Annotated in this window: 26 protein-coding genes, 1 tRNA gene and 1 pseudogene; 12 read left to right on the top strand and 16 right to left on the bottom strand. The window is 64.0% G+C overall.

The window, feature by feature from the left end; all coding sequences use genetic code 11:
• Positions 1-62: 62 nt before the first annotated feature.
• From RLO07_RS13630 to RLO07_RS13615, 4 genes and pseudogenes are all read left to right on the top strand, one after another.
• Positions 63-554 (top strand): annotated as a pseudogene (locus RLO07_RS13630) (EamA family transporter); the annotation flags it as partial.
• Between the two features lie 40 nt (positions 555-594).
• Positions 595-1,065 carry an EamA family transporter gene (locus RLO07_RS13625; protein WP_462292876.1) on the top strand — a complete coding sequence of 157 codons (471 nt, stop codon included), beginning with the start codon at positions 595-597 and terminating at the stop codon, positions 1,063-1,065.
• Positions 1,062-1,664 (top strand): flavodoxin family protein, encoded by a 603-nt coding sequence (locus RLO07_RS13620; protein ID WP_462292875.1) that lies wholly within the window; start codon positions 1,062-1,064, stop codon positions 1,662-1,664. Before RLO07_RS13625 ends, RLO07_RS13620 begins: the two co-directional genes overlap by 4 nt.
• A gap of 35 nt (positions 1,665-1,699) precedes the next feature.
• A complete protein-coding gene (locus RLO07_RS13615) occupies positions 1,700-2,044 on the top strand; it encodes a 5-carboxymethyl-2-hydroxymuconate Delta-isomerase (RefSeq protein WP_462292677.1) in 345 nt (114 codons plus the stop codon).
• 56 nt (positions 2,045-2,100) lie between these two features.
• Here RLO07_RS13615 and RLO07_RS13610 read toward each other — a convergent pair whose 3' ends face one another.
• The 5 genes from RLO07_RS13610 to mutY all read right to left on the bottom strand — a co-directional run bounded on the left by RLO07_RS13610 (position 2,101) and on the right by mutY (position 7,222).
• A complete protein-coding gene (locus tag RLO07_RS13610; protein ID WP_462292676.1) occupies positions 2,101-4,050 on the bottom strand; it encodes a S9 family peptidase in 1,950 nt (649 codons plus the stop codon).
• 319 nt (positions 4,051-4,369) lie between these two features.
• Complete coding sequence (locus tag RLO07_RS13605) at positions 4,370-5,548, bottom strand: ATP-binding protein (RefSeq protein ID WP_462292675.1); 1,179 nt, start codon at positions 5,546-5,548, stop codon at positions 4,370-4,372.
• A gap of 183 nt (positions 5,549-5,731) precedes the next feature.
• Positions 5,732-5,807: transfer RNA gene (locus RLO07_RS13600), tRNA-Phe, on the bottom strand.
• Positions 5,808-5,888: 81 nt separating this feature from the next.
• Entirely contained in the window at positions 5,889-6,161 is a 273-nt protein-coding gene (locus tag RLO07_RS13595; RefSeq protein WP_462292674.1) for an oxidative damage protection protein, read from the bottom strand.
• A gap of 14 nt (positions 6,162-6,175) precedes the next feature.
• Positions 6,176-7,222, bottom strand: a complete 1,047-nt coding sequence (mutY, locus tag RLO07_RS13590) for an A/G-specific adenine glycosylase (protein WP_462292673.1) — start codon at positions 7,220-7,222, stop codon at positions 6,176-6,178.
• Between the two features lie 187 nt (positions 7,223-7,409).
• On the opposite strand from mutY, the gene RLO07_RS13585 reads away from it, so the two are divergent.
• On the top strand, positions 7,410-8,276 hold the full coding sequence (locus RLO07_RS13585) for an alpha/beta hydrolase fold domain-containing protein (protein ID WP_462292672.1): 867 nt from the start codon (positions 7,410-7,412) through the stop codon (positions 8,274-8,276).
• Here the strand turns inward: RLO07_RS13585 and RLO07_RS13580 are convergent.
• The 4 genes from RLO07_RS13580 to RLO07_RS13565 form a co-directional block, all read right to left on the bottom strand.
• Positions 8,273-9,067 carry a DUF547 domain-containing protein gene (locus RLO07_RS13580; protein ID WP_462292671.1) on the bottom strand — a complete coding sequence of 265 codons (795 nt, stop codon included), beginning with the start codon at positions 9,065-9,067 and terminating at the stop codon, positions 8,273-8,275. The two genes, RLO07_RS13585 and RLO07_RS13580, sit on opposite strands and share 4 nt — an antisense overlap.
• Entirely contained in the window at positions 9,064-11,226 is a 2,163-nt protein-coding gene (locus RLO07_RS13575) for an FAD-dependent oxidoreductase (RefSeq protein WP_462292670.1), read from the bottom strand. Before RLO07_RS13575 ends, RLO07_RS13580 begins: the two co-directional genes overlap by 4 nt.
• On the bottom strand, positions 11,223-12,185 hold the full coding sequence (arsS, locus tag RLO07_RS13570; protein ID WP_462292669.1) for an arsenosugar biosynthesis radical SAM (seleno)protein ArsS: 963 nt from the start codon (positions 12,183-12,185) through the stop codon (positions 11,223-11,225). The genes RLO07_RS13575 and arsS overlap by 4 nt, the downstream gene beginning before the upstream one ends.
• 216 nt (positions 12,186-12,401) lie before the next feature.
• Complete coding sequence (locus RLO07_RS13565) at positions 12,402-12,941, bottom strand: midcut-by-XrtH protein (protein ID WP_462292668.1); 540 nt, start codon at positions 12,939-12,941, stop codon at positions 12,402-12,404.
• Positions 12,942-13,099: 158 nt separating this feature from the next.
• Between RLO07_RS13565 and RLO07_RS13560 the strand changes: the two genes are divergently transcribed.
• The 7 genes from RLO07_RS13560 (at position 13,100) to RLO07_RS13530 (ending at position 19,225) form a co-directional block, all read left to right on the top strand.
• On the top strand, positions 13,100-13,933 hold the full coding sequence (locus RLO07_RS13560; protein WP_462292667.1) for a sterol desaturase family protein: 834 nt from the start codon (positions 13,100-13,102) through the stop codon (positions 13,931-13,933).
• Between the two features lie 115 nt (positions 13,934-14,048).
• Positions 14,049-14,642: an imidazoleglycerol-phosphate dehydratase HisB gene (gene hisB / locus RLO07_RS13555; protein WP_462292666.1), complete on the top strand. Its 594-nt coding sequence runs from the start codon at positions 14,049-14,051 to the stop codon at positions 14,640-14,642.
• Positions 14,643-14,646: 4 nt separating this feature from the next.
• Positions 14,647-15,297, top strand: a complete 651-nt coding sequence (gene hisH, locus RLO07_RS13550) for an imidazole glycerol phosphate synthase subunit HisH (RefSeq protein ID WP_462292665.1) — start codon at positions 14,647-14,649, stop codon at positions 15,295-15,297.
• Positions 15,291-16,025, top strand: a complete 735-nt coding sequence (hisA, locus tag RLO07_RS13545; protein WP_462292664.1) for a 1-(5-phosphoribosyl)-5-[(5-phosphoribosylamino)methylideneamino]imidazole-4-carboxamide isomerase — start codon at positions 15,291-15,293, stop codon at positions 16,023-16,025. Before hisH ends, hisA begins: the two co-directional genes overlap by 7 nt.
• 3 nt (positions 16,026-16,028) lie before the next feature.
• The gene (gene hisF / locus RLO07_RS13540; protein WP_462292663.1) at positions 16,029-16,802 is read left to right on the top strand and encodes an imidazole glycerol phosphate synthase subunit HisF; all 774 of its coding nucleotides are present in this window, start codon (positions 16,029-16,031) and stop codon (positions 16,800-16,802) included.
• Between the two features lie 30 nt (positions 16,803-16,832).
• Entirely contained in the window at positions 16,833-18,185 is a 1,353-nt protein-coding gene (locus tag RLO07_RS13535) for a sensor domain-containing protein (protein ID WP_462292662.1), read from the top strand.
• Positions 18,182-19,225 carry an MBL fold metallo-hydrolase gene (locus RLO07_RS13530; protein ID WP_462292661.1) on the top strand — a complete coding sequence of 348 codons (1,044 nt, stop codon included), beginning with the start codon at positions 18,182-18,184 and terminating at the stop codon, positions 19,223-19,225. Before RLO07_RS13535 ends, RLO07_RS13530 begins: the two co-directional genes overlap by 4 nt.
• Before the next feature lie 3 nt (positions 19,226-19,228).
• On the opposite strand, the gene frdD is transcribed toward RLO07_RS13530, so the two are convergent.
• The 7 genes from frdD to RLO07_RS13495 form a co-directional block, all read right to left on the bottom strand.
• Positions 19,229-19,585, bottom strand: coding sequence for a fumarate reductase subunit FrdD (gene frdD / locus RLO07_RS13525; protein WP_462292660.1), 357 nt, complete (start codon positions 19,583-19,585; stop codon positions 19,229-19,231).
• Between the two features lie 2 nt (positions 19,586-19,587).
• Positions 19,588-19,995: a hypothetical protein gene (locus RLO07_RS13520; protein ID WP_462292659.1), complete on the bottom strand. Its 408-nt coding sequence runs from the start codon at positions 19,993-19,995 to the stop codon at positions 19,588-19,590.
• Positions 19,988-20,743, bottom strand: a complete 756-nt coding sequence (locus tag RLO07_RS13515; protein ID WP_462292658.1) for a succinate dehydrogenase/fumarate reductase iron-sulfur subunit — start codon at positions 20,741-20,743, stop codon at positions 19,988-19,990. Before RLO07_RS13515 ends, RLO07_RS13520 begins: the two co-directional genes overlap by 8 nt.
• Positions 20,740-22,509, bottom strand: a complete 1,770-nt coding sequence (gene frdA / locus RLO07_RS13510) for a fumarate reductase (quinol) flavoprotein subunit (RefSeq protein ID WP_462292657.1) — start codon at positions 22,507-22,509, stop codon at positions 20,740-20,742. Before frdA ends, RLO07_RS13515 begins: the two co-directional genes overlap by 4 nt.
• Before the next feature lie 137 nt (positions 22,510-22,646).
• On the bottom strand, positions 22,647-23,465 hold the full coding sequence (locus RLO07_RS13505) for a LytR/AlgR family response regulator transcription factor (protein ID WP_462292656.1): 819 nt from the start codon (positions 23,463-23,465) through the stop codon (positions 22,647-22,649).
• A complete protein-coding gene (locus RLO07_RS13500; RefSeq protein WP_462292655.1) occupies positions 23,465-24,556 on the bottom strand; it encodes a sensor histidine kinase in 1,092 nt (363 codons plus the stop codon). The genes RLO07_RS13505 and RLO07_RS13500 overlap by 1 nt, the downstream gene beginning before the upstream one ends.
• An 87-nt stretch (positions 24,557-24,643) precedes the next feature.
• Positions 24,644-25,000, bottom strand: coding sequence for a UrcA family protein (locus tag RLO07_RS13495; RefSeq protein ID WP_462292654.1), 357 nt, complete (start codon positions 24,998-25,000; stop codon positions 24,644-24,646).
• Between the last annotated feature and the right edge of the window lie 157 nt (positions 25,001-25,157).

Genomic DNA, 25,157 nt, shown 5'->3' with positions numbered 1-25,157 from the left:
GCTAATTATCCCGCTCAGGTAAGCGACTAGTCTGTTCCTCACCAGCACAGGAGGAACAGACCATGAACGACAGCAGCAGTGAAACTCTTGCGACAAACCGACCATTGGATGGGGTACTGCGTCGAACCGAATCGACGACTACGGCCGCTGATTGGCTCTTCGCTCCCCACAGCCTCCTGCTGACCAGCGGCACGCTGCTCGGCATGCGCCTGCCAATCGGCAAGCTGGCCCACGACGCGGGTGTGTCCGCGCTTCTGTGGGCAGGGATCATTTCCCTCGGTGTAGTCATCATGTTACTGCCCAGCCAGATGACCAAACGCGGACTGCGGCTGCCGGCTGCCACCGTAGTGCGCTACACGATGATTTCATCGCTGATCTCCTTCGTCCTGCCCAATGTGCTGCTGTTCACGGTGATACCCCAGGTGGGCGCCGGCTATGCCGGGCTGATGTTTGCGCTGTCTCCCGTGTTTACCCTCCTTTTTGCCTCTATGTTCGGAATGAAGACTCCGGGCAGACTGGGCATGGCAGGGATCGCAATAGGGGTAGTCGGTGCGGTAGTGGTCAGCCTGACCCGCGGTACCCACCCCCAGGGGCCTGGCCTGGCTGCTGGCAGCGGCGGCAATGCCTGTTGCGCTGGCGATCGGCAATGTATACCGCAGCCTCTCGTGGCCCGAGGGCGCACTCCCCGACTCGCTAGCCTTCTGGGGGCACCTGTTTGCTGTCAGCGTATTTCTGGTGATTATCGCGGCGACTGGGCAGGAGTTCCCCGTTGCCGGTGTCGCTGCCGCGAAAACTCTTATCATCGTCCAGATGGTCATATCCGGGCTCAATTTTCCATTGTTCTATCGCCTGCAGCGCGATGGTGGCCCGGTGTTGCTGAGTCAGATTGGGTATGTCGCTGCCGCAGTGAGCCTGATCGTCGCAACGGTATTTCTTGGGGAGCGCTATGCCCTCTCCACCTGGCTCGGCGCCGGTATCATCGGCGTCGGGATTATCGCAACCGTCATGGCACAACGACTGGAACCCCGGGTGCCTGGACAGCAGAAAGAAGGAGTAATGAAATGAAAACACAAACCAGCGTGGCAGTGGTCTACCACAGCGTTACCGGCACCACGGCAGGCCTCGCCGAGGCGGCTCTGGACGGAGCAAACAGGATCGACGGTGTGCGGGCGTTCCCGGTGAGAATAGAAGGCGACGACATCCATGAGGGCCGCTACCGCAACGCCAGCGCGCTGCAGGCCATGGGTGAAGCCGACGCGCTCATCTTTGGCTCACCGACCTTCATGGGCAGTGTGTCCGCGCAGTTCAAGGCCTTTGCCGACGCCACCAGCGAATTCTGGTTCCAGCGCCATTGGGCCGGCAAACTGGCGGCCGGCTTCACGATCGGCAACAACCCCAGCGGCGACCAGCTCAACACCATCCAGTACCTCAACATTCTCGCCAACCAGCACGGCATGTTGTGGGTCGGCATTGATCTGCCAGGTGGTTATGATCCGGAGGGGCGCAATCGTCTGGGTGCCCAGAGTGGGCTGATAGCACATGCGCGCGATGGCATGCTGGATCCAGCCGACATTGCCACGGCCAGCTACCTGGGTTCACGCGTTGCCGCGCTCACACGACGGTTCTTACCAGAGCGTGTTGAAAACGGAAGTCATTCACTCTAGCCGGCCTATTGGTCGCCAGGCAGACAGGAGCACTTATGCCGCATTTCATACTCGACTGTTCAGCGGAAATACTGGATGCACACTCCGAACTTTATATTGCAGAGCAAATCCATGCAGTTGCTGCGGGATCTGGCCTGTTCGATATCCAGGATATCAAGGTTCGGGTCAACCCCTACGTCAGGTATCTGGTGGGTGGAAAGCACGAACTGTTTATGCATGTGTTTTCGAGCATTATGCAGGGTCGGAGCACTGAGCAAAAAGCATCATTGTCGAGGTCTGTAGTGCAAATGTTGTCAGGGATGTTCCCGGATGTGACATATATTGCGATGAGTATCAGCGAATTCGAGGAAGCGGTGTATTGCAACCGGAGCATGCTGTGAACAACGCCTCAAATGCAGTCGCCGCATGATCTCCCTGTGCGCGCACAGACAAGCTCTCAGGGGCCAGGCTCATCGAGGTTTTCGATAGCTATGGCCGGCAAGTCATCGGCTGGATCGAACCCCAGCACCCGGGCATAGAAGTACAATTCAGCCTGCAGTGACGAGATCTGGTTCTCGGCTTTGCGGAATCCGTGTGACTCGCCTTCGTAGGTCATATAAGCAGTTGCAACGCCACTGTGCTTCAGTGCCTCAAAGATGGCCTCGGATTGATTCGGTGGCACGACGGGGTCATCCAGACCCTGCAGAAGTATCAGCGGCGCCTTGAAACCCGCCAGGTGATGAATAGGTGAGCGCTCTATGTAGAGGTCGCGGCGCTCGGGATAGGGGCCGATGAGCTGATCGAGATACCGCGACTCGAATTTGTGCGTATCCCTGGCCAGGGCCTCGATATCCGAGACGCCAAAGTAGGAGGCGCCCGCAGCGAAGATGTCGTGGAAAGCGTGCGCGGCGAGCGTGGTATACCCGCCGGCGCTGCCCCCGCGGATGATCAGGCGCTGGGGATCCGCGAGACCCTGCTCCGCCAGCCAGCCTGCGCCCGCGACCGCGTCCTGCACGTCAGTGATGCCCCAGTTGCCGTATAACGCCTGGCGATAGCTGCGTCCGAACCCGGTGCTGCCGCGATAGTTGAGGTCGAGAATGGCAAAGCCGCGACTGGTCCAGTAGTAGTGCCCCGGATTATAGCTGACCCCGGCTGATGCCGTGGGCCCCCCGTGCACGCTGACAATCAGCGGCGGCGCCTTGCCTTCAGGTGCTGCGGCATGGGGATTTTGCGGCGCCAGATACACACCATGCGCTACCGCGCCGCCGGGCACCGGGAAACTGATCTGCTGAATCCCGGGCACCCAGGATGGCTCCAGTCCCCGGTCTTTCGAGCGACGCAGTACCTCAACGGTCGTCCCCTGTCGATCCATGGCAATCAGTGCGGAGGGCTGCTCGGAGAAACCTGCCGTGACATACAGGCGGTCGCCGTCGATGGCGATGGAGCTGTAAGAGACCGCCCCGGTATCGAGCCGTCGCTGGCCGCCCTTGCCGTCGAGGACATGGAGCGTCTCCACGCTGCCGCGCCGGGCGCGGACCAGCAATTCGCCGGATTCCAGCAAGTGATAATAGTGGCTGTCGATCGACCAGTCCGGACCGCCGATTTCTGCGCCCTCCAGACCGGTAGGCACCGGCGAGAAGGTTGTGCCCTCCACGGCATAGGGTCGCCACCAGTTGTCGCGGTCTGACAGGGCAAAGAGGTGGTTCTCGCTGCTCCACTGGGGATCGATCACGGACTCCGCGCTGTCCGGGTTGTGCGTAACCAGGCCGTCAAACTTGCCCCCGGCATCGAAACCGGCGCTGTGCAGGCTGGTGTTGTCCCAGGGCATGTTGGGGTGCATCCAGGTGGTGAAGGCGATGCGACTGAAGTCCGCCGACAGCCGCGGTGCAGAGACAAAATCCGTGCCTGAGAAAAGTACTTCGCCCTCGCTCATCCCCTCGGTCGGCAGGGCGATCAGGCTGTTCACCGGCTCGCCAATGCCTCGATGGTCTTCGCGGATGCAGATCAGCCGGTTCCTCGGTGCATCCAGGCGACAGCCGGCGAAGCGCAGTTCGCTCTCGGGGGTTATCGGGACCGGCTCTTCTCCGGGAATGAAGGTGTACAGGCGCTGGTCGGCGAAATTGCTGAACCAAATCCTGCCATTGGTGACCAGCAGACTGCCGCCACCGTACTCCTGCACTCGGCTGCGCGCGTTGAATGGCTCGGGCAGGAGCTCTCCCGGTTCCCTGCCCTGACGCCAGCGCATGATCGTCATGCGCCCGCCCTGCTCCGGCCGGGACTCGAGCCAGTACAGGTAATCACCATCCTTGTGGGGGCTGCCGAGCCCGCGACTGCCTTCGACCAGGGACTCCGCGGTTATGGGTGAGGGCCAGCTGCCGTAATCAAGTACGGTTTGCGGGCTGGTCATGGTTGCCTCCTTGTGGGGCGCGGTTGCGCTGTCCTGATTAACATCGCTGCAGGCCCCGACGATGAGGGCCAGAAACAGGGAGCACGATAGTCGCATACACTTCACCCCGGAAATTAAGAGATACGTTCCTCAAGCGTTACCCTGAGTTGATGTGACGAGAATACTGGTAATCGGGGAGTGCTGCGAGAACCTTTTATTTTGATAACATACGCGAATGATTGTCACGATGGATGCTGATGGTTTTGATTCGGTCTATCGCGTTTCCGCGGAGGTTTTTATCAAAGACCACGGTAGGATGTTTTCAGTGTCATCCATGCTCTCAACCTGCGGCGAGCTCTCCGCAGAGATCGCGTAGTGATACCGCTACCACATCTTCGGCCATAGGGAAGCGTTCGCTACCGCCATAGACTACGCGGCGATGCTGGGGGTGGACGGTATCACAAGCGAGGAAAAAGCCGCGCTCCAGCTTCGGAGTCAGTCCGCGCTTGATTTCTATAGCCCAGGGCTTGCGCTCACCGGGGCGCTTTAGCAGCAGGTCAATCTCTGCGCCGGCCGCGGTCCTGAAAAAGTAGGCCGCCGTGCCGTGTGGGGCGGCGCGAATCAGCGACTCGATGACGAAGCCCTCCCAGCTTCCACCCGCCACCGGGTGACCCAGCAGCGCTTCCCGGTCGCCAATACCGAGCAGTGCGTGTATCAGCCCGCTGTCCCGAACGTAGACCTTCGGCGACTTGACCAGCCGCTTCTTGACGTTGCCGTGCCAGGGCGCAAGGCGACGTACGAGCAACAGATCGACCAGCAAATCGAGGTAGGCCGCCACAGTTTTACCGTCCACCGCCAGTGCGCGGGCCAACGACGCGGCATTGAGTAGTGAGCCTTGCTGGTGTGACAACATGGTCCAGAAGCGGCGCAGGGTCTCCGCGGGAATGCGTGGCCCAAGTTGCGGGATATCCCGTTCCAGGTAGGTGCGGATAAAGTCGTTGCGCCAGCGCAGACTCGCCGCGTCGGATGCGGCCAACAGGCTCTCAGGAAAGCCACCCCGCAGCCACAAGGGCTCCAGCGAATTGCGGTCTACCTCACCCGCGTCCAGTGGACCCAGTTCGAGATAACGGATACGCCCGGCAAGTGTTTCACTGGATTGTCTGAGCAGGTCGATGGAGGCAGAGCCCAGGATCAGAAAGCGGCCGTTGCCTTTAATCTGGCCCGGACCGCGCCTGCGACCGGTGTCGATCAGCCCGCGCAGGCTTTGAAATAGCTGTGGTGCACGCTGGATCTCGTCGAGGATCACCAATTTGTCTGCATGCTGCGCGAGATACTGCTCGGGCTCCGTCAGCTTGGCACGGTCGGCCTCGGATTCAAGGTCGAGATAGACCGCTGGGCGCGACTCGGCCACCTCAAGCGCCAGTGTGGTCTTGCCAACCTGGCGCGGACCGAGCAACGCAACCGCTGGCGCTTCGGTCAGGGCTGCGGTCAGTGTGGGGAAAAGTCGGCGAGCAATCATCCTTGTAATTATGGAGTTAAGATCCACAATTGCAAGGATGATTTTGGTTGAATGTAGGGTGGGCGCAGTTGGTTCATGTGCAATCTAGACAGAACAGATGGTGCTGTCCGGGCAATGGCTCCCGGTCATCACATGTGCCACGTGGAATGGTGAGCGGAAGCTGAATTTGAGGCGGAAGATGTATGGTGCCCGGAGACAGAATCGAACTGCCGACACGGGGATTTTCAATCCCCTGCTCTACCAACTGAGCTATCCGGGCGTGTGCCGCAATGGCGAAGGGTGCGTATTAAAACCGTAGTCGCTGCGGGAGTCAAGCGGGCCTTGCTTTACCGGCGCCCGCCTACTCCGACGGGGGGACGTAGCCCTCCGCCTTGTCGTGCTCTTCCCCGGCCAGGAACTTGTCCATCTCCTGCTGCAGATACTTGCGCGCCTCCGGGTCGATCAGGCTCAGCTGCTTCTCGTTGATCAACATGGTCTGCTGGGCCTGCCATTCTTCCCAAGCCTTTTTCGATACATTCTCGTAGATTTCCTGGCCCTTGGGGCCGGGGTAGGGCGGGGCCATCAGGCCCTCCAGTTCCTGCTGGTAGCGCTTGCAGAATACGGTGCGTGTCATTGCTTGCTCCCGGGTCAGAGGTTCGCCAGCAGCCGGGCGACTGGCGCGGCGAGGCCGATTGGTTGGGGTCGGGCCACCTTATACCAGAGCTGGTCGCTCGCGGCCATGATAGCGGCGGGTGTGACATCCAGTTGTGCCTGCAGGGGCTGGATATCCAGGTGGTAGTGGCTGAAGGTGTGGCGAAAGGCGTTCCCGGCGGAGACGGTGGCCGGCTCGCGGCCTAAGTTGTCCAGGCACCAGTTGCCCGCATCGGCAGTGTCCGCGAGTTCCGGGAAGCACCACAGCCCGCCCCAGATGCCGGTGGGCGGGCGCTTCTGCAGCAGCACGTCGCCAGCGGCGTCGCGCAGGATGAGGAACACGGTGGCGCGCACCGGCAGTACCTTGCGCGGCTTCTTGCCCGGAAAGTCGGCCTGCCGGCCCTGGGCCCGGGCGCTGCAATCGGCCCGCAGCGGGCACTCCTCGCAGCGCGGGCGACTGCGGGTGCAGAGGGTGGCTCCCAGGTCCATGATGGCCTGGGTGTAGTCCGCCACTCGCTTCCGAGGCGTGTACTGTTCGGCAAGTTGCCACAGGGCCCGATGCACCGCAGTCTCCCCGGGCCAGCCCGCTACCCCCTGGTGGCGCGCCAGTACCCGCTTGACGTTGCCGTCGAGGATGGGCGCCCGCTGGCGAAACGCGATGCTGGCGATGGCGCCGGCGGTGGAGCGGCCAATGCCGGGCAGCGTTTCCAGCGCCTCGACGCTGTCCGGGAATTCGCCGCTGTACTGCTCGCAGACCTGCTGCGCGGCGCGGTGGAGGTTGCGGGCGCGGGCGTAGTAGCCGAGCCCGGTCCACAGGTGCAGTACCTCGTCCGTGGGTGCCGCGGCCAGGGCCTGGACATCGGGAAACTGCGCCATGAAGCGCTCGTAGTAGGGAATGACGGTACGCACCTGGGTCTGCTGCAGCATAATCTCGGAAACCCAGACCCGGTAGGGGCTGGTGTCCCGTTGCCAGGGCAGGTCCTTGCGCCCGTGCTGGTCGAACCAGTGCAGCAGGCGGCGGGAAAATGTTTGCTTGGGGGCCATGGCGCGCTAGTGTACTGCAGCCCCGGGTAGCGGGCGAAGCTTGAATGTGTGATTCGGGCCGCGTAGGTGGGGCCGCCCAGGTGGGGCCGCCCAGGTGGGGCCGGCTGCGCGCCCCGGCGCAAGCCCAAAGCTGGTTTCCTTGCGTAAACAGGACCAGCAAGCGGAAACGAGGAGAGGCAGGTATTAGATGAACAGTGCGTTGGTGGCCGTGGTCGCGGTGGCATCCATGACTCTCGCCGGCTGCGGCGTGGTGCTGGGGCAGAAGCAGGCGCCGGAGGCGGTGAACACCCTGGTATATACGCCGGAAGACTGGCCCGAGCCGCTGCAGGCGGAGGTTTACCAACCTCAGGGGGAAGGCCCCTTCCCTGGCATGCTGCTGGTGCACGGTGGCGGCTGGGAGCGCCGCAGCCGGGAGGATATGGACCGCCTGGCTCGCTACTACGTGGGGCAGGGCTATGTGGTGATGAACGCCAGCTATCGCTTTGCGCCGGAGGCCAAATATCCCGCCCAGGTACACGACCTGCAGCAGGCCATGCACTGGCTGCACCGGGAGGCCGGCCGCTTGAACCTGGACACGGATCGCATCGCCGCTTTCGGCTATTCCGCGGGCGCCCACCTGGTCAGCCTGATGGCGCTTGCGGCTGGCACGGGCGATGACCTCGACAGGCCCTGGGGCGGTGCAAAAACCCGGCCGGCTGCGGTGGTCGCGGGCGGCGCACCGATGGACCTGCGCAAGTACCCGGGCGGAAAACTGGTACCTCAGTTCCTGGGCGGGCGCATCAACGAGATTCCGGAAACCTTCGCCGCCGCCTCCCCGGTAACCCGGGTGCATCCGCAGGCGCCGCCGTTTCTGCTATTCCACGGTACCCGCGATACCCTGGTGACCATCGACCACGCCGAGGACTTTGTTGCCGCCCTCGCCGCTGAAAACGTGCCGGTGACGCTGGAGAGGCAGGCGGGCCGCGGGCATATTCTTACTTTCCTGACGGTGGGCACGGCGCTGCCGGAGGCGGACGCGTTTCTGCAGCGCTATCTCGGGAGGGCTGGCGGTTAATCGGCGCGGTTGAGGGGCCAGTCATAGTCGAGGAAACGGACCCGCAGCCTGCCGCTGGCCAGCTTTTCCCGGGCATCTGCATCCAGCCCCAGCGCGCCTGCATACAGGGCCAGGAATGAGTCCAGCGTGTCCGCACCGCGCCAGCCGCGCTGGAAATCTTCGCGATACCATTTGAAAATGGATGATACCTCCAGGCTGCCATCGCGGTAGCGGTTGCGGCTGGCATCACCGAGGAAGCGTTTCGTGCTGTCCTCCAGCTGGTCCTCCAGCTCAACTGCAGTAAATGGCTCCGGGCGCAGCGCCGGGCAGCCGATGGAGGCGCAGTTCACCGCGAAGTGGATGCGCGGCTCGTCGTAGCGCCCGGGCTCGCGGATGATCTCGTGCTCTATCTGGTCCAGGTGCATCTGTTCGCCCAGCAGGGTAAAAAAACGCTGTTTCCAGGGGCTCTGCCAGAAGCTGCCGATATCGCGGATGGAGTCCACCGGGTAATGGTTCACAATCAGCTTGAGGGTAAAGGCGTTGTAGGCGTTGATCAGAAACGCCAGCTGCTCGGGGCCGGGCCAGCGCTCGAACTCTGTTACTTCCACCGCGCTCAGTTCAGCCAGGTAGCGCTCCAGGTCCTCCGGTGCCGCCTGCAGCGCGGCGTAGTCCACCCGGCTGTTGCTGCCGCCCTCCACCCACTGCACATGGCTGGCGAGCACCCGGGCGAACTGTTCGTGGCTGTGGTCAAAGGCGAGGGCTGACTGTGCCAGCAGCAGGGCAGTAATCGCCGCCAGTGCTTTCAGCCTCACGCCGTGCCTCCGCGCCGCCACTGGTGGTAGCGCGCCAGCCAGCGCAGCACGCGCTCGGGGGCATGGGCCTTCTTCCATTCCCCCGCAGCGTACTTGTTGGCCTCCGCCAGGGTCGGGTAGGTGTGGATGGTGCCGAGGATCTTGTTCAGCCCCAGGCCGTGGCGCATCGCCAGCACGAATTCCGCCAGCAGGTCGCCGGCCTGGGTGCCGACGATGGTAGCGCCGAGGATGCGGTCGCGGCCCGGCACGGTCAGGACCTTGACGAAGCCGCTGGTGGCGCTGTCGGCGATGGCCCGGTCCAGTTCCGCCAGCTCGAAGCGGGTCACCTCACAGGCGATACCGCGCTCCCTGGCCTCTTCTTCGCTCAGGCCGACCCGCGCCACTTCCGGGTCGATAAACGTGGTCCAGGGGATCACCGAGTAATCCACTTTGAAGCGCTTGAACTGGCCGAACAGGGCGTTCACCGCAGCATACCAGGCCATGTGGGAGGCGGTGTGGGTGAACTGGTAGGGCCCGGCGACGTCGCCGGCGGCGTAGATATTCGGGTACAGGGTTTCCAGGTAGTCGTTGGTCGTCACGGTTTTCGCAGTCGGTATGCCCAGTTCTTCCAGGCCGTAGCCCGTGAGGCGCGCCTTGCGCCCGACAGACACCAGCAACTGGTCGAACTCGATGGTTTTTTCCTCCCCCGCGTGGGCGACTACCAGCAGTTTGCGCTCGCCGTCGCGTTCGCAGCGCAGGGCGCTGTGCTCGGTCAGCACCTGTACGCCATCGCGCTGCAGCGCCTGCCGCGCCAGTTCGGAGACTTCCGGGTCCTCCTTGTGCAGGATGCGCTCGCCGCGCTGGACAAGGCTCACGGTACTCCCCAGGCGGGCAAAAGCCTGGGCCAGCTCGCTGCCGATGGGGCCGCCGCCCAGCACCACCAGGCGCCGGGGCGGGGCGTCCAGCTCGGCAAAGGCGTCCCAGAGCGTGTCGCTGGTGACGTAGTCCACATCCTCCAGGCCCGGCAGGTCCGGGATCAGCGGCGCTGCGCCGGCGGCAATCACGATCGCGCGGGTGGTCAGGCGTTGGCTGCCGCCGTCGTTGAGGGCGATGTCCACGGTCCAGGGGTCGATGATCTTTGCGTAGCCCTGCAGCACTTCCACACCGAGGCCGGTATAACGCTCGACACTGTCGTGGGGCTCTACTTCCGCAATGATCCGGTGTACCCGCGCCATCACTGCACGGAAGCTGAACTGCGGCGTTGCCGGCTGCAGCCCGTACTGGTCGGCGTGGCGCATCTGCTGGGCGACCCTGGCGCTCTTGATCAGGGCCTTGCTGGGCACGCAGCCGTAATTGAGACAGTCGCCGCCCATCTTGTGGGCTTCCACCAGGGTGACTTTGGCCTTCACCGCCGCGGCGATATAGGCCGACACCAGACCGCCGGCTCCGGCGCCAATCACGACCAGGTTGCGATCAAAGCGCTTCGGCTTCTGCCACGGTTTGTACACCCGCCGTTTCTGCACCACCGCGACGATGGCCCTGGCGATCCAGGGGAACAGGCCCAGCAGCACGAAGGACAGCAGCAGCTCCAGCGACAGGATATCTCCCACCCGCTCGATCGCCGCCAGTTGGGTGCCCGCATTCACGTATACCGCGGTGCCCGCCAGCATGCCGACCTGGCTGATCCAGTAGAAGGTCCAGATCCGCAGCCGGGTCAGGCCCATCACCAGGTTGATGATGAAGAAGGGAAAAATGGGCACCAGGCGCAGGGTGAACAGGTAGAAGGCGCCGTCGCGCTCGATACCCCGGTCGATGGCCTTCAGGCGTTCGCCGAAGCGCCGCTCCACGGTATCGCGCAGCAGGAAACGCGCCACCAGGAAGGCCAGGGTGGCGCCGACACTGGAGGCGAAGGAAACGAGCAGCAGTCCCTGCCAGAGCCCGAACAGGGCGCCGCCCGCCAGGGTCATGATCGCCGCGCCGGGCAGCGACAGGGCGGTGACAATGACATAAATGACAAAGTAGGCCGCCGGCACCAGCACCGGGTACTGTGTCAGCAGCTCGCCGAAGCGGGCCTGGCTGGCCTTGAGCTGGTCCAGGGTCAGGTAATCGTCCAGGCCCAGGGCGAAGAAGCCCAGCACCCCGGCGGCTACGGCAATCAGCAACAACAGCTTCTTGTTCATGAACTGAGGGCGCCGCCGCAGCTGCTGCCCTGGCCCGCGGTGCAGCCGTAGCAGTGGTCGGCAGTGCGGATTTCCCCGCCGGCGACGTTAGTATCCAGCAGATTGCGCAAATGTGGGCGGGGGTCCGCGCCCGGCAGCGGCAGATCAAGCTGCTGGTTGAAGTCGCAATCGTACAGATAGCCCTGCCAATCCACGCTCACCAGTGACCGGCACATCACCGACTCCAGGTTGTGGGGCTGGTAGGCGTCTTTCAGCAGCTGCATGTAGGCGCCGAATTGCCCCTTGGAGATCAGGGTGCTGCCAAAGCGCTTGATCGGCATGTTGGCGAGGGTAAACAGGGCGTTGAATTCGACTCCGAAGTGCTTGTGCAACTCGCGCTTGTAGTCCGCCTCCAGCGCTCCCTGCTCCGGCGGCAGGTTGGGCCCCAGCGGGTTGTAGACCAGGTTCAGGGTCAGGCCGCTGCCGGCCCTGCCGTAGCCCAGGGCATTCAATTCCTGCAGTGCGGCGATACTCTTGTCGAACACACCGTCGCCGCGCTGCTGGTCGACATTGGCCGGGGAGTAGCAGGGCATGGAGGCGATGATCTCCACCCGGTGTTCGGCCAGGAACCCGGCCATGCTCTCGTAGCCCGGCTCCCGGAGGATGGTCAGGTTGCAGCGGTCCATTACCTTCACCCCCAGTGCGCTGGCCGCCGCCACCAGGTCGCGAAACCGCGGGTGCATCTCCGGGGCGCCGCCGGTCAGGTCCAGCAGCTGGATATTCCGAGCCCTGAGCACCTGCGTGATCAGGCCAATGTGCTCAGCGTCCATCATTTCGGTGCGGGTGGGGCCGGCATTCACGTGGCAGTGTACGCAGCTCTGGTTGCACAGGTAGCCCAGGTTGACCTGCAGGGTTTGCAGTTCGCCCCGCTTGATCGGGGGGAAATCGGTCGCTTCCAGCAGGGGTAGCGTTGCATGCATGCGGTGGAATCCTTTTCTGCCCGGGTTTCGTGCTGCATTAATATGATGCCGGTGCTCGTGGAATGTTACGGTCGAGCGAGCGTGATTGGACCAGAGTGGGTGGAAATGGTTGCAGTATTCTCAGCCCAGACAGTCTACAGGACAGAGTATAGCGGTCGCCTGAAAAGAAAAAACCCGCCGGATGGCGGGTCTTTACGGTGTTGAGGCTGCTTTCGGCTAGTCATCACAAATGGCCAGCGCGCACTGGTCGCCGGCGGCTACGGGACTGCCGACTACACAGGCTGGTGCCGACTCACCGTTGTTGGGTACCAGGGTGCAGGTACTCGCCGGATTTTCGAAGCTGTAGCCCAGAATGCGCATCGCATTGGGGCAGTCATTGGTAAAGACGTTGCCACCGCGCGGAAAGATGACGTAGCTGCCCCCGGTTTCGCAGTCTCCCTGCGAGGTTACGCTGAAGGAACTGGTTGCGAGGGTCCGCTCCACGCCCAGGCCGCCGCTGATCAGACCCGCGCTGAACAGGGCCACGGCGGCGGCTCGACCTGCGGACCCGGTCCGTGAAGCTCTCAGGGCGACGATCGCCAGCAGGACACCCAGTGCAATCAGCGCCGACGTGCCCAGAGTGGGCACGCCTACCAGCGCGCCGGGCCCGAAATCGACGATCACACCAGGCCCGCCAGCGAGACTAGCGGGTGCTGCCAGCAAGGCAGGGATGCCCGCAATCAATACTGCGAAGTGTTTTCTTGACAAATGAACCATGACTCGCTTTCCCCAAAATAATTTGTTGTTGGTTTTTTTTACCGTAAAGATTTGACGAGTGCAAGGGTTGTGAGGTGGTGTGTGCCTGCAGGTGGAGCGAGAGTGCCTATGCAGCGGCACTGTTTGCTAGAATGGCAAATGTGCAACGGAGGGATGTCGTGGAATCCGAGGTCGTCGTCAGTTCTTTCTCTACTTTGGTGTACACCTTCACCTTTGGCGTGTTCGGCGTGTGCATGCTGTGGGAGATGCTGGCCCCCCGGCGTGCGGAGGCCGGGGGCGTTGCCTGGCGCTGGGGCAACAACTTCTCCCTGGGCCTGGTCAACTGGTACCTGTCCGCTGTCGCCAACACCCTGCTGGTGCTGTGGGTGGCCGACTGGACCGACCGCCGCGAACTGGGGCTCATGCAGTTTTTGGACTGGGGGCCACTGCCGCAGTTCCTGATCCTGCTCGCCGCGACCCAGTTACTGGGGTACTGGGTGCATGTGGCCTTTCATCGCGTCCCCTGGCTGTGGCCCATCCATGCCGTGCATCACTCCGACACCCAGGTCGATGTGTCCACCAGTTACCGGCACCACCCCCTGGAGCCGCTCCTGACGCTGCCGATCAGCGCGCCGCTGGTATTCCTGCTCGGCGTGTCCCTGGAGGCCGCCGCGGCCTACCGCCTGTTTGCCGTGTTGGCGACGGTGTTCAGCCACAGCAATGTGCAGGTACCCGAGGGGCTGGAGCGCCGCCTGCGCTGGCTGGTGCTGACCCCGGATTTCCACCGTGTACACCACAGCTCCGATTCCCGCTACACCAACAGCAACTACGGTTCGCTGGTACCCTGGTTCGATTATCTGTTTGGCTCCGCGCGGCACTGGGCGCACGACGAGCACGAGACCAGGGAGCTGGGCCTGGAGTACCTGCGCGAGCCGGGAGATTCGCGCTTCGACCACCTGCTGACCCAGCCGCTGTTGGTGCCGGGCGCCGCGGGGCAGGAGCAGCACCGGTAGGCCCGCGCTGCCGGGTATCCCGGCGGTGAATTCCCCGCCGCTTTCTTCTATAATGGCGCGCTTTTCCGGGCCCGGCCCCGGTTCCCATCCGCCAGAGCAGGTTCTGGAGCACAGCATGTCCGAGCGCAAGGCCAGCGTCACCCGCAATACCCTGGAAACCCGGATCACCGCCACGGTGGACCTCGACGGTTCCGGGCAGGCGCAATTCGATACCGGCATTCCCTTTCTGGAGCACATGCTGGACCAGATTGCCCGTCACGGCATGATGGATCTGGATATCGTTGCCAAGGGTGACCTGCACATCGACGACCACCACACGGTGGAGGATATCGGTATTACCCTGGGCCAGGCCGTCAGCAAGGCCGTGGGCGACAAGAAGGGTATTGTCCGCTACGGCCACAGCTATGTGCCGCTGGACGAGGCCCTGTCCCGGGTGGTGGTGGATTTCTCCGGCCGTCCCGGGCTGGTCTACCACCTCCCCTTCACCCGGGCCCAGGTCGGGGGCTTCGATGTGGACCTGTTCCAGGAGTTCTTCCAGGGCTTCGTCAACCACGCCCAGGTCACCCTGCATATCGACAACCTGCGCGGCGACAACAGCCACCACCAGATCGAGACCGTGTTCAAGGCCTTTGGCCGCGCCCTGCGCATGGCCCTGGCCGCGGACCCGGCGATGGCCGGCATCACGCCGTCCACCAAGGGTGTGCTGTAAAGCCGTGAGCGGTACTGTTGCAGTTATCGACTACGGCATGGGCAACCTGCACTCGGTGGCCAGCGCCCTGGCCCACGTTGGTGCCGACAAGGTGGTGGTTACCCATGACGCCGCGCAGATCCGCGCCGCCGACCGGGTAGTCTTCCCCGGCGTGGGTGCCATCCGCGACTGCATGGCGGAGATTCGCCGTCTGCACTGCGACGAGTTGCTGCAACTGGCGCTGACTGAACAGCACAAGCCGGTGCTGGCCATCTGCGTCGGCATGCAGGCCCTGCTCGACAGCTCCGAGGAAAACGGCGGCGTGCCCTGCCTGGGTATCATTCCGGGCCGGGTGCGCTATTTCGGCCACCCCCTGCTGGCCGCCGATGGTACCCGCCTGAAGGTGCCGCACATGGGCTGGAACAGGGTGCACAAGGTAAGTGAGCACCCACTCTGGAACGGCATCACCGACGGCACCCGGTTCTATTTTGTACACAGCTACTATGTTACCGTCGACGATCGCAGCCTGGTCACCGGCAGCGTCGACTACGGGGTCAGTGCCGATGCGGCCCTGGCGCGCGACAATCTTTTCGCCACCCAGTTTCACCCGGAGAAAAGCCATACTGCCGGGCTGCAACTGCTGCGCAACTTTCTCGACTGGAACCCCGCATGCTGATTATTCCCGCCATCGATCTCAAGGACGGCCAGTGCGTACGCCTGCGCCAGGGTCTCATGGAGGACAGCACCGTGTTCTCCGACGACCCGGTGGCCGTGGCGAGGCGCTGGGTGGAGGCCGGTTGCCGGCGCCTGCACCTGGTGGACCTGAACGGCGCCTTCGCCGGTGAGCCGGTGAACGGTGAGGTGGTGACCGCGATTGTGGCGGCCTGGCCCGGTTTGCCGGTGCAGATTGGCGGTGGCATCCGCAATCTGGAGACCATCGAGCACTATGTGCGCGCCGGAGTCAGCTACGTGATCATTGGGACCAAAGCGGTCAAGGAGCCAGCGTTTGTGGCCGAAGCCTGCCGCGCCTTTCCGGGCAAGGTCATCGTCGGCCTGGATGCCAGGGACGGCCTGGTGGCTACCGACGGCTGGGCGGAAGTGTCAAGCGTGCTGGCCACGGACCTGGCCAAGCGCTTCGAGGCCGACGGCGTCGCCGCCATCGTCTACACTGATATCGCCCGCGACGGCATGATGCAGGGGGTGAACGTGGAGGCGACCGTGGCCATGGCCCGCGCTTCCAGCATTCCCGTGATCGCCTCCGGCGGCATTACCAATCTCGACGATATCCGCGCCCTCAATGCGGTCGCCCAGGTCGGCATCAGCGGGGCCATCACCGGCCGCGCCATCTACGAGGGTACCCTGGACGTGGCCGAGGCCCAGCGCCTCTGCGACGAGGGCGCCTGAGCCGTGGGCCTGGCCAAGCGCATCATTCCCTGCCTGGACGTGGACAACGGCCGGGTGGTGAAGGGCGTCAATTTTGTCGGCATCCGCGACGCCGGCGACCCGGTGGAGATTGCCCGCCGCTACAATGAGCAGGGCGCCGACGAGATCACTTTCCTCGATATCACCGCCAGCCACGAGGACCGCGACACCACGGTCCACACCGTCGAACAGATTGCCGAGCAGGTCTTCATCCCGCTTACCGTCGGCGGCGGCATCCGCTCCCTGCAGGACATCCGCACCATGCTCAACGCCGGTGCCGACAAGGTCAGCATCAATACCGCCGCCATCCACAACCCGGAGCTGGTGCGCCAGGCGTCGGAGCGCTTCGGCGCCCAGTGCATCGTGGTCGCCATCGATGCCAAGCGGGTGGCCGATGTAGACGGCCAGCCGCGCTGGGAGATTTTCACCCACGGTGGGCGCAAGCCCACGGGCATCGACGCGGTGGCCTGGGCGGTGAAAATGGCCGCATTGGGCGCCGGCGAGATCCTGCTCACCAGCATGGATCGAGACGGCACCAGGAATGGCTTCGAGCTGGGGGTCACCCGCGCCATCACCGATGCGGTGGATATCCCGGTGATTGCCTCCGGCGGCGTTGGCGACCTGCAGCACCTGGTGGATGGTATCCTGCTGGGCGGCGCCGACGCAGTACTGGCGGCCAGCATCTTTCACTTCGGGGAGTTCACGGTGCCCCAGGCCAAGGCCTACATGGCGGAGCGCGGGATCGAGGTTCGAGCCTGAATCGCGCGACGCAAAGGGAGGTACCCGGCAATGGTCAGCCACCTCTATGAGCCATCGCTTACCCAGTTTCTGGACCTGTTGCTCGACGTCGTCTGCGTGGTCGATCGCAACGGCCATTTCCAGTACGTATCGGCGGCCTGCGAGCGAGTGTTCGGTTTTACCCAGGAAGAGATGGTGGGCAAGACCGTGCAGGATCTGGTGCACCCCGACGACCGGGAGCGCACCCTGTACCTCGCCCGCCAGGTGATGGAGGGAACTGACAGTACCCAGTTCGAGAATCGCTATCTGCGCAAGGACGGCGAAGTGGTCCACATCATGTGGAGTGCGCGCTGGTCCGAGCAGGACCAGATCCGCATCGGCGTCGCCCGCGACATTACCCGGCGCAAGCAGGCCGAGCTGAAGCAGTCTGCCCTGTTGCGGATATCCCAGGCCGCCCACCGGATGCGCGATTTGGCTATCCTGCTGGAGCAGATCCGCGAGATCGTTGCAGCCTTGATGCCATGCCAGGGATTCTATGTCGCGCTGCGGGGCGAACGCGACGGGCGCTGGACTTACCCGTATTACCGCGATGAGCGGGATGTCGCACCCGGGGTTGCGCCAGAGGGCCTGGAGCCGCTCGGCGAGCGGGTGTGCGCCGAGGGCCGGGGGCTGTTGCTGGATCCCGAAGCGCTGGCCGGCGCAGACACGAACCACGACCGCGGGCAGCTGCGTTACTGGCTGGGTGCGCCGCTGGTCACCGAGCAGGGTGTCATCGGTGTGCTGGTGGTCAGGAGTTACTCCCCGGAAGTTCGCATTGGCGAGGAGGATCGGCAGCTGCTCGAGTTCGCGGCGGACCAGGTGGCCGTCGCCATCAGTCAGGCGCGGATGCTGGCGCAACTGGAACAGCGGGCCCAGTACGATGTCCTGACCGGCCTGCCCAATCGGGCCCTGTTGCATGATCGCCTGGGCAGGGCGATCAGCGTCGCTGAGCGCGAATGCAGCATGTTCGCACTGTTGTTTGTCGACATGGATGATTTCAAGCGGGTCAACGACCTGTGGGGGCATGCCGCCGGCGACCGCCTGTTGCAGCTCACTGCGCAGCGTCTGTTGGCCAGTGTGCGCGCCTCCGATACGGTCGCCCGGCTGGGCGGGGACGAATTTGTTGTTGTCCTGGAGGGACTGGCAGCCGTCGATCACGCACAGGACCTGGTGGACAAGATCCAGCGCGCCTTTGCCCTGCCCTTCGAGCTGGAGCAGGAGTCCGTGCTCTCGCCCCTGAGCATTGGCGTGGCCCTGTATCCTCGTGATGGCACCTCGCCTGCGGCGCTGCTGCAGCGCGCGGACCAGCGCATGTACGCCGCCAAGGCAGTAGTCTTGGCCACCACGCGGGAGGGATCGCCATGATTTTTCGTCAACTTTTCGACAGCAGCTCTTCGACCTACACGTATCTGCTCGCGGACGGGCAACAGCGCGAGGCGCTGCTCATTGACCCGGTGTTCGGCCAGGCCAGTCGCGATCTGGCGCTGCTGAAGGAGCTGGGCCTGACCCTGGCTCTGGTCGTCGACACCCACGCCCACGCCGATCACATCACCGCCGCCTGGCTGCTGCAGCAGGAAACCGGATGCCGGATCGCCTCGGCCCGGGCCATCGGTGCGGCCCATGTGGACCTGCCGCTGGATGACAATCAGGAGTTCGGGCTCGCGGGTGTGCGCCTGCAGGCGCTGGCCACGCCGGGCCACACTGATGGCTGCATGAGCTACGTGCTCGCCGACCAGTCCATGGTCTTTACCGGCGACACCCTGCTGATTCGCGGCTGTGGCCGCAGCGACTTCCAGCAGGGCAGCGCCCGTATGCTTTACGAGTCCATTACCACGCGTCTGTTCAGCCTGCCGGATGCGTGCTTGGTGTACCCAGCTCATGATTACAACGGCAGGACCGTCAGCTCCATTGGCGAGGAAAAGGCTTTCAATGCCCGGGTCGGCGGCGGCGCCAATGAAACCGATTTCGTCGAATACATGAACGCCATGAAGTTGCCCCATCCGAAGAAAATCGACGAGGCGGTACCGGCCAACCTGCGCAGCGGCTGTCCCGAGGATGGCCGGCTGCCGCCGCGGCCAGACTGGGCGGATATCCGCCTGACCTACGCCGGGGTGCCGGAGATTGACGCCGAGTGGCTGGAGCAGCACCTGGAAGAGGTAACCGTCCTCGATGTGCGCCTGGGCGAGGAAGTCAGGGATTGCCCCTTTACCGGACGGCTGGTGGATATTCACATACCGCTGGATGAACTGCAGGCCCGGGTCGACGAAGTCCCGGCAGACAAGCCGGTGGTGGCGTTGTGCCGCTCGGGCCGCCGCTCAGCCCTGGCGGTGAAAATCCTCAAGGATGCCGGCTTTGAAGAAGTCGCCAGCCTCAGCCGGGGCCTGCGGCAGCTCACCCAGCCATGATTTTCAGGCCGGGATCGAGGTTAGGAGCCACCAGGCGGTCACGGCGCAGAGCAGCGTCGCGCCGCCGTAGCAGAGCAGCTGCAGCGGCAGCCGTGGCGCCGGCAGATGCAGGTCGTCCAGGCCGTGGCAGATGCGGTGCAGGGTGTGGAACAGCGGCAGGGCGATACAGGCCAGTACCAGCAGCTTCCCCAGCGGATGTGCGAGCAGAGCGCCGATGGCGGCATGGGCCGCTGCCGGGTTCTCCGCCGCCAGCCAGGGCAGCAGGGCGGTGCTGAGCACCAGTCCCGGGCCGATAAACGCCAGCAGCATGCCGCCGGCACCAAACAGGGACCAGGCGATGGGCTCGTGGGAGCGGCGCATCCTCAATGTCCTCCTGCGTTGCTCAGCAGCACCACGACCAGCAACAGCAAGCCGATATTGCATACCACCGCGCCCAGCTGGTGCGCGCGCTTGATCGCGCCGGGGCTGACCCGCAGGCGATCCGTGTCGATGACCAGGATTTTCGGCACCAGCGCAATCCAGGTGACGGCGTGGAACAGCGCCGCTGCCAGCGCCAGACCGTGCAGGGCCAGCAGCCAGGGGCTGCGCAACAGTTCCAGCCAGGCGAGAAAAGCCGCCTCGCCGCGGGTAAACTGGTACAGTCCGCTCATCAACAGCAGGGTATACAGGAACAGCGGCAGGGCCGTGGCCTCGCGCAGCATGTAGCGGCGGTAGGCGGGGTTGCGCAGCCACCAGTCGGCGCGCTGGCGCTGAACGTAGGGTTTACGCATCGTCCTTGCCTCGGAGGATATTGAACAGATTGACCCCGTAGTTGATGTCCGAGGCCACCTTGCCCCGATTGATGGCCGCGGCCGGGTCGACATCCTTGGGGCACACTTCCGAACAGTAGCCGACAAAGGTGCAGCTCCAGACACCCTCCTCGGCATTCAACCACTGCATCCGCTGCGCCGCGCCCTGGTCCCGGGAATCCAGGTTGTAGCGCTGGGCCAGCGCCAGCGCCCCCGGGCCCAGGAAGGTTGGGTCGCGGCCGAACTGGGGACAGGCGGCGTAGCACAGCCCGCAGTTGATGCACTGGCTGAAGGCGGTGTAGCGCTGCATCTGCTCAGGGGTCTGCAGGTAGGCTCCCTCGGTGGCAGCAGCCTCCTGCTCGCGGATCAGCCAGGGCTGCACCGTTTCGAGGTGGTCGATAAAACCGCTGATATCGGCCACCAGGTCGCGTTCGATGGGGAAGTTGTCCAGCGCCCGCACCGTCACCGCACCCTGCTCCCGATAGTCCCGCAGGAAAGTCTTGCAGGACAGCCTGGGTTCATTGTTCACCATTACCCCGCAGCTGCCGCAGATCGCCATGCGGCAGGACCAGCGATGGCTGAGGGTAGGATCCTGCTGATCCTTGATCTGGTTCAGCGCATCCAGTACCGAAAGATCCTCGCTGTAGGGCACTTCGAAGCTCTGCTCCCAGGGTGCCGCGTCCTCCTCGGGTCGGTAGCGCTGTACCCGCACGGTTACGGTTTCGGTCACGGTTTGCTCTCCTGCTGACCGGCGGCGCCGTAGTGGCGTGCCGCCGGCTGTGAGCGGGTGATCACCACATCCTGCCAGTCCAGCCGCGGCGCGCCGGCCGCGCGGTAGACCAGGCTGTGCTTGAGAAACTGCGCATCATCGCGCTGCGGGAAGTCCTCGGGCCGCTGATGGCTGCCGCGGGATTCCCTGCGCCCCAGAGCCGCGTGGGCCATGGCCTCCGCCACATCCAGCAGGAAGCCCAGCTCAATGGCGTTGAGCCACTCGGTGTTGAAGGTGCGGCTGCGATCCACCAGCCCCAGGTCGCGGTAGCGGCCCTTGAGCTCCGCGATCTTGTCGCAAGTCGTCTGCATCTGTCCCGGCAGGCGGAAAATACCGGCGCCCTCTTCCATGGCCCGGGCCATTTCGTCGCGGATGGTCGCCAGGCGCTCACTGCCGTTGGACTCGCGCAGGGTATCCCAGCCCGCGGCGTTGTCCTGAGCCCGGGCGAGCAGGCGCTGCGGATCGACCGTCGGGCCCTGGCCCGCATGCGCAGCCGCCTGTTCCCCGGCCAGCCGGCCGAACACGCCCAGTTCGGCCAGGGAATTGGAGCCCAGCCGGTTGGCGCCGTGCAGCCCTACGCTGGCGCACTCGCCGGCGGCGAACAGCCCCGGCAGGGCGGTGGCGGTGTGGCGGTCGGTCTGGATCCCGCCCATGGTGTAGTGGGCGGTGGGTCGCACGGGAATCGGCTCGTGCACCGCATCGACATTGACATAGGTGCGCGCGAGGTCGCGGATAAAGGGCAGGCGTTCATTGATGCGCGCCTCCCCCAGGTGGCGCAGGTCCAGGTTCACCGCCTCGCCACGACGGGTCTTCAGGGCCCGTCCAGCCTTGGCCTCGTGCCAGAAGGCCTGGCTCAGGCGGTCCCGCGGCCCCAGTTCCATGTACTTGTTCTTCGGCTCCCCCGGTGGTGTTTGCGGGCCCAGACCATAGTCCTGCAGATAGCGGTAGCCGTCGCTGTTGGTCAGTACCCCGCCCTCACCGCGGGCAGCCTCGGTAATCAGGATCCCGGAGCCGGGCAGGCCGGTGGGGTGGTATTGCACGAACTCCATGTCCCGCAACGGTACACCCTGGCGCCAGGCCAGGGCCATGCCGTCGCCGGTGACAATGCCGCCGTTGGTGTTGTAGCGGTAGACCCGGGCAGCCCCGCCAGTGGCCAGAATCACTGCAGAAGCCGCGATCAGGGTGTGGCTGCCGTTGCGCATGTCGATGGCCTGGATGCCGGCGCAGGCGCCGTCTTCAACCAGCAGGTCGGTACAGAAGTATTCGTCGCAGCGGCGGATCGTCGGGTACTTGAGCGAGGTCTGGAACAGGGTGTGGAGGATGTGGAAGCCGCTCTTGTCGGCGGCAAACCAGGTGCGCTCGATCTTCATGCCGCCGAAGGCGCGCACGTTGATGTTGCCGTCGGGCTTGCGGCTCCAGGGACAGCCCCAGTGTTCCAGGCGCAGGTTTTCCTCGGTGGCGTGGCGCACGAAGTAGTCCACCACGTCCTGGTCGCTGAGCCAGTCGCCGCCGGAGACGGTGTCATCGAAGTGGGCATCGAAGCTGTCGTGGGGCTGGATCACGCCGGCACAGCCGCCCTCGGCCGCCACGGTGTGGCTGCGCATCGGGTATACCTTGGACAGCAGCAGGATGTCCAGCCGCGGATTCGCCTCGGCCGCGGCAATGGCGGCCCGCAGTCCGGCACCGCCGCCGCCCACGATCACGATATCTGCCCGCTGCAGGTTCATGCCCTGCCGGGCCAGCCCCGGGGATATGTCTCGCGCATCGCTATTGCCTCTCGGGCGGCTGGAAAGCCGTGCTATCTGATCATTATTGGAGCCCTGTGTCACCTGCAGCCGATCACGATCGTGCGAGCAGCAGCCGGTCAGATTGCCAGCACCGATCTTACCCGGTCCCTGTAGCTGCGGCTGACCTTGAGCGAATTGCCCTGTGCCGTCCTCAGCAGGTATTCGCCGCCGTCCTGCAACTCGGCCCCGGTTACGGCGTTGATATTGACCAGTGTACTCCGGTGTATGCGGATAAAGCGCTGCGGATCCAGCATGTTCTCGAGTTGCTTCATTGTTCCGCGCATGATGTGTGTGGCGCCGCCCGCATGGATGCACATGTAGTCGCCGGCGGCGTCGATCCACTCGATCCTGTCTACCGGGATGAACTCCACGCTGCTGCCGTCACGCACCGGGAGTCTGTCGGGAAAACATCCGGCTTGCGAGTTGCTGCCCCCCGCCCCGTTGTCCAGCGACCTGGCCTCGGCGCCGCCATGTTGCAGGTCATGGACCAATCCCAGCAGCTGCTGTTTGACCCGCAGCAACCCGGCGCGCTCGCGATATTCCTGCGCATGCTCCAGGGTGGACGCCAAACGGTCATCCTCAACGGGTTTGAGAATGTAGTCCACTGCATGAACCTTGAATGCCTGCACCGCGTATTCGTCGTAGGCGGTGACGAACACGATCATCGGCAGTGTGTCGGACTGCATCCGGGCGACGACGTCAAAGCCGCTCAAGCCGGGCATTTCAATGTCGAGAAAAACCAGATCCGGAGATTGCGCGGCAATGGCGGTCAGGGCTTCCTGCCCGTTGCTGCACTCGGCGACCACCTCGACACAATCAAACTCTGCCAGTCGCAGTTTTAGCCCGCGGCGGGCGAGATTCTCATCGTCCACAATGATGACGCGAAGCGGTTGCATCAGCTGCCTCCTCTCTTCTCCAGCGGCAGGCGCATGATGACAGTCAGCCCCTGCGGTTCGGTCGCGGTCAGGCGGAACGACTGCCGGTCGCCGTAGAGTTGCTGCAGGCGCTCCCGGCAGTTGCGCAAGCCTACGCCACCGCCGCGCCCCGTTTGCCCTGAACCAGGTTTCAGACCGGGCCCGTCGTCCGCAACGCAGAGTACCAGGTCGTCGCCGGCGACCTCCGCCGATATCTCGATCCCGCCGCCATCAACTGAAGCGGCTATCGCGTACTTGATGGCGTTTTCGACCAGGGGCTGAAGCAGAAGGCTGGGCATGAGCGCATCACGGGCGTCGGGTTCCACCCGCAGGTGCAGGCGCAGCCGCTCCTCGAACCGGACCTTCTCGATATCCAGGTACAGTTTCACCGTCTCGACTTCCTCGGCAACCGTGACCGTCTGCATCGGGTCATTGTCCAGTGAATAGCGCAGGAATCGGCTCAGCGCGGTCACCATGCTGTTCGCCTGTCGGGTCTCCTGGGCGAGAATAAGCGTCGAGATGGCATTCAGCGTGTTGAACAGGAAATGCGGATTCAACTGGTAGCGGAGCATCTTGAGCTGGGATTCATTGGCCATCGACAGAGCCCTGAGGCTCCGTTGTTGCTCTTCCTGCATGAGCAGGTAGTACTTGATGCCGAAGTAGAGGGCGCTCCAGACCAGCATGACCCAAAATGCCGAAATCGTGCCGCTGAAAAAACCCAGCCATTCCGGCGTTTCCAGTTTTGCCATCGCGCGTTCATCGGGGAACATCGAACGGAAGATGCTGTGACGCACGACGATCCAGGCCACGGAGGCCGCGTACGCCCCAAGCAGTATGGACAGCGTGCGTTGCCAGAGTGCCTTGTGCCAGGTGGCACGATACAGGGCGCGCAGGACAAGCGTGATCAGCAGGCCGGTGACGCCGATCAGCGCCAGATACAACTCGTAACCGGCCGGTGGCCTGCCGAAGACGAGTACGCCGAAATAAAATGACACGCACCAGCCGCTCCAGCCTGCCAACTGCAGTAGCCAGAAGAGACAGGTTTGGTTCTGCAGCAGCAGGCGGATTTGCATGTGAATAGTATACGCCGGAAACAAGAACGGGGGGTGCCGGTTGACACCCCCCGGATTCCGCCCAGGGGTAGACGGAAACGCGAGTGATCAGTCGCGAGCCGCCAGGGCGGTTTCGCTTTCGATGCGGGACATTGCGTCATCGAAGGCCTCTCGGGCGCAGTCACGGTTGCGCGCGGCTGCACGCAGGCTGCCGGCCAGGCGATGGTCCGTGGGCCCGCAGACGTTCTCAGCTGCTCGATTGAGGCGGTGGGCCAGCACCTCACGGCCCTGTTCTGCAGTCAGGTCGAGGTCGGCGTAGGTGACGACCCGCTCCGCCCTGTGTGGTGCCCCCATCGCGGTGGTTGCTTCTTCCGCGGAACCTGCCGCCTGCGCGGCGCCACAGAGCCCGGTGAGAGCGGCGGCAAAGGTGGCTACGATTGCTGTTCTGTGAATGCTGGTTTTCATTTGTCATCTCCTGCCTGTTTTGGGGGGCGGCGCTGCCGGCTGGAGAATCCAGCAGTCCTGCGCCGTCGACAGGTGAAGATTAGGTTGCAGGCAATGCAGCCGAAAGGGCAATGCGGCGAGTTGCGGTCAACTCGCGGTGGAGTGTCCTGATGGTGCG

Source organism: Haliea sp. (assembly GCF_040221975.1).
GTDB lineage: Bacteria > Pseudomonadota > Gammaproteobacteria > Pseudomonadales > Halieaceae > Haliea.
Note: the sequence above shows the minus strand (reverse complement) of the source record. Positions and strands in the feature narration are given on the sequence as shown.

What these genes read in the sequence shown, in the direction of transcription:
- RLO07_RS13620 (WP_462292875.1), top strand. Translation starts at nt 1,062, where the DNA reads ATGAAAACACAAACCAGCGTGGCAGTGGTCTACCACAGCGTTACCGGC.
- RLO07_RS13535 (WP_462292662.1), top strand. Translation starts at nt 16,833, where the DNA reads ATGGTCAGCCACCTCTATGAGCCATCGCTTACCCAGTTTCTGGACCTG.
- arsS (WP_462292669.1), bottom strand. Translation starts at nt 12,185, where the DNA reads ATGCATGCAACGCTACCCCTGCTGGAAGCGACCGATTTCCCCCCGATC.
- RLO07_RS13495 (WP_462292654.1), bottom strand. Translation starts at nt 25,000, where the DNA reads ATGAAAACCAGCATTCACAGAACAGCAATCGTAGCCACCTTTGCCGCC.
- frdA (WP_462292657.1), bottom strand. Translation starts at nt 22,509, where the DNA reads ATGAACCTGCAGCGGGCAGATATCGTGATCGTGGGCGGCGGCGGTGCC.
- RLO07_RS13585 (WP_462292672.1), top strand. Translation starts at nt 7,410, where the DNA reads ATGAACAGTGCGTTGGTGGCCGTGGTCGCGGTGGCATCCATGACTCTC.
- RLO07_RS13520 (WP_462292659.1), bottom strand. Translation starts at nt 19,995, where the DNA reads ATGCGTAAACCCTACGTTCAGCGCCAGCGCGCCGACTGGTGGCTGCGC.
- RLO07_RS13595 (WP_462292674.1), bottom strand. Translation starts at nt 6,161, where the DNA reads ATGACACGCACCGTATTCTGCAAGCGCTACCAGCAGGAACTGGAGGGC.
- hisA (WP_462292664.1), top strand. Translation starts at nt 15,291, where the DNA reads ATGCTGATTATTCCCGCCATCGATCTCAAGGACGGCCAGTGCGTACGC.
- RLO07_RS13610 (WP_462292676.1), bottom strand. Translation starts at nt 4,050, where the DNA reads ATGACCAGCCCGCAAACCGTACTTGATTACGGCAGCTGGCCCTCACCC.
- RLO07_RS13505 (WP_462292656.1), bottom strand. Translation starts at nt 23,465, where the DNA reads ATGCAACCGCTTCGCGTCATCATTGTGGACGATGAGAATCTCGCCCGC.
- RLO07_RS13500 (WP_462292655.1), bottom strand. Translation starts at nt 24,556, where the DNA reads ATGCAAATCCGCCTGCTGCTGCAGAACCAAACCTGTCTCTTCTGGCTA.
- RLO07_RS13530 (WP_462292661.1), top strand. Translation starts at nt 18,182, where the DNA reads ATGATTTTTCGTCAACTTTTCGACAGCAGCTCTTCGACCTACACGTAT.
- mutY (WP_462292673.1), bottom strand. Translation starts at nt 7,222, where the DNA reads ATGGCCCCCAAGCAAACATTTTCCCGCCGCCTGCTGCACTGGTTCGAC.
- RLO07_RS13565 (WP_462292668.1), bottom strand. Translation starts at nt 12,941, where the DNA reads ATGGTTCATTTGTCAAGAAAACACTTCGCAGTATTGATTGCGGGCATC.
- RLO07_RS13605 (WP_462292675.1), bottom strand. Translation starts at nt 5,548, where the DNA reads ATGATTGCTCGCCGACTTTTCCCCACACTGACCGCAGCCCTGACCGAA.
- hisB (WP_462292666.1), top strand. Translation starts at nt 14,049, where the DNA reads ATGTCCGAGCGCAAGGCCAGCGTCACCCGCAATACCCTGGAAACCCGG.
- frdD (WP_462292660.1), bottom strand. Translation starts at nt 19,585, where the DNA reads ATGCGCCGCTCCCACGAGCCCATCGCCTGGTCCCTGTTTGGTGCCGGC.
- RLO07_RS13615 (WP_462292677.1), top strand. Translation starts at nt 1,700, where the DNA reads ATGCCGCATTTCATACTCGACTGTTCAGCGGAAATACTGGATGCACAC.
- RLO07_RS13575 (WP_462292670.1), bottom strand. Translation starts at nt 11,226, where the DNA reads ATGAACAAGAAGCTGTTGTTGCTGATTGCCGTAGCCGCCGGGGTGCTG.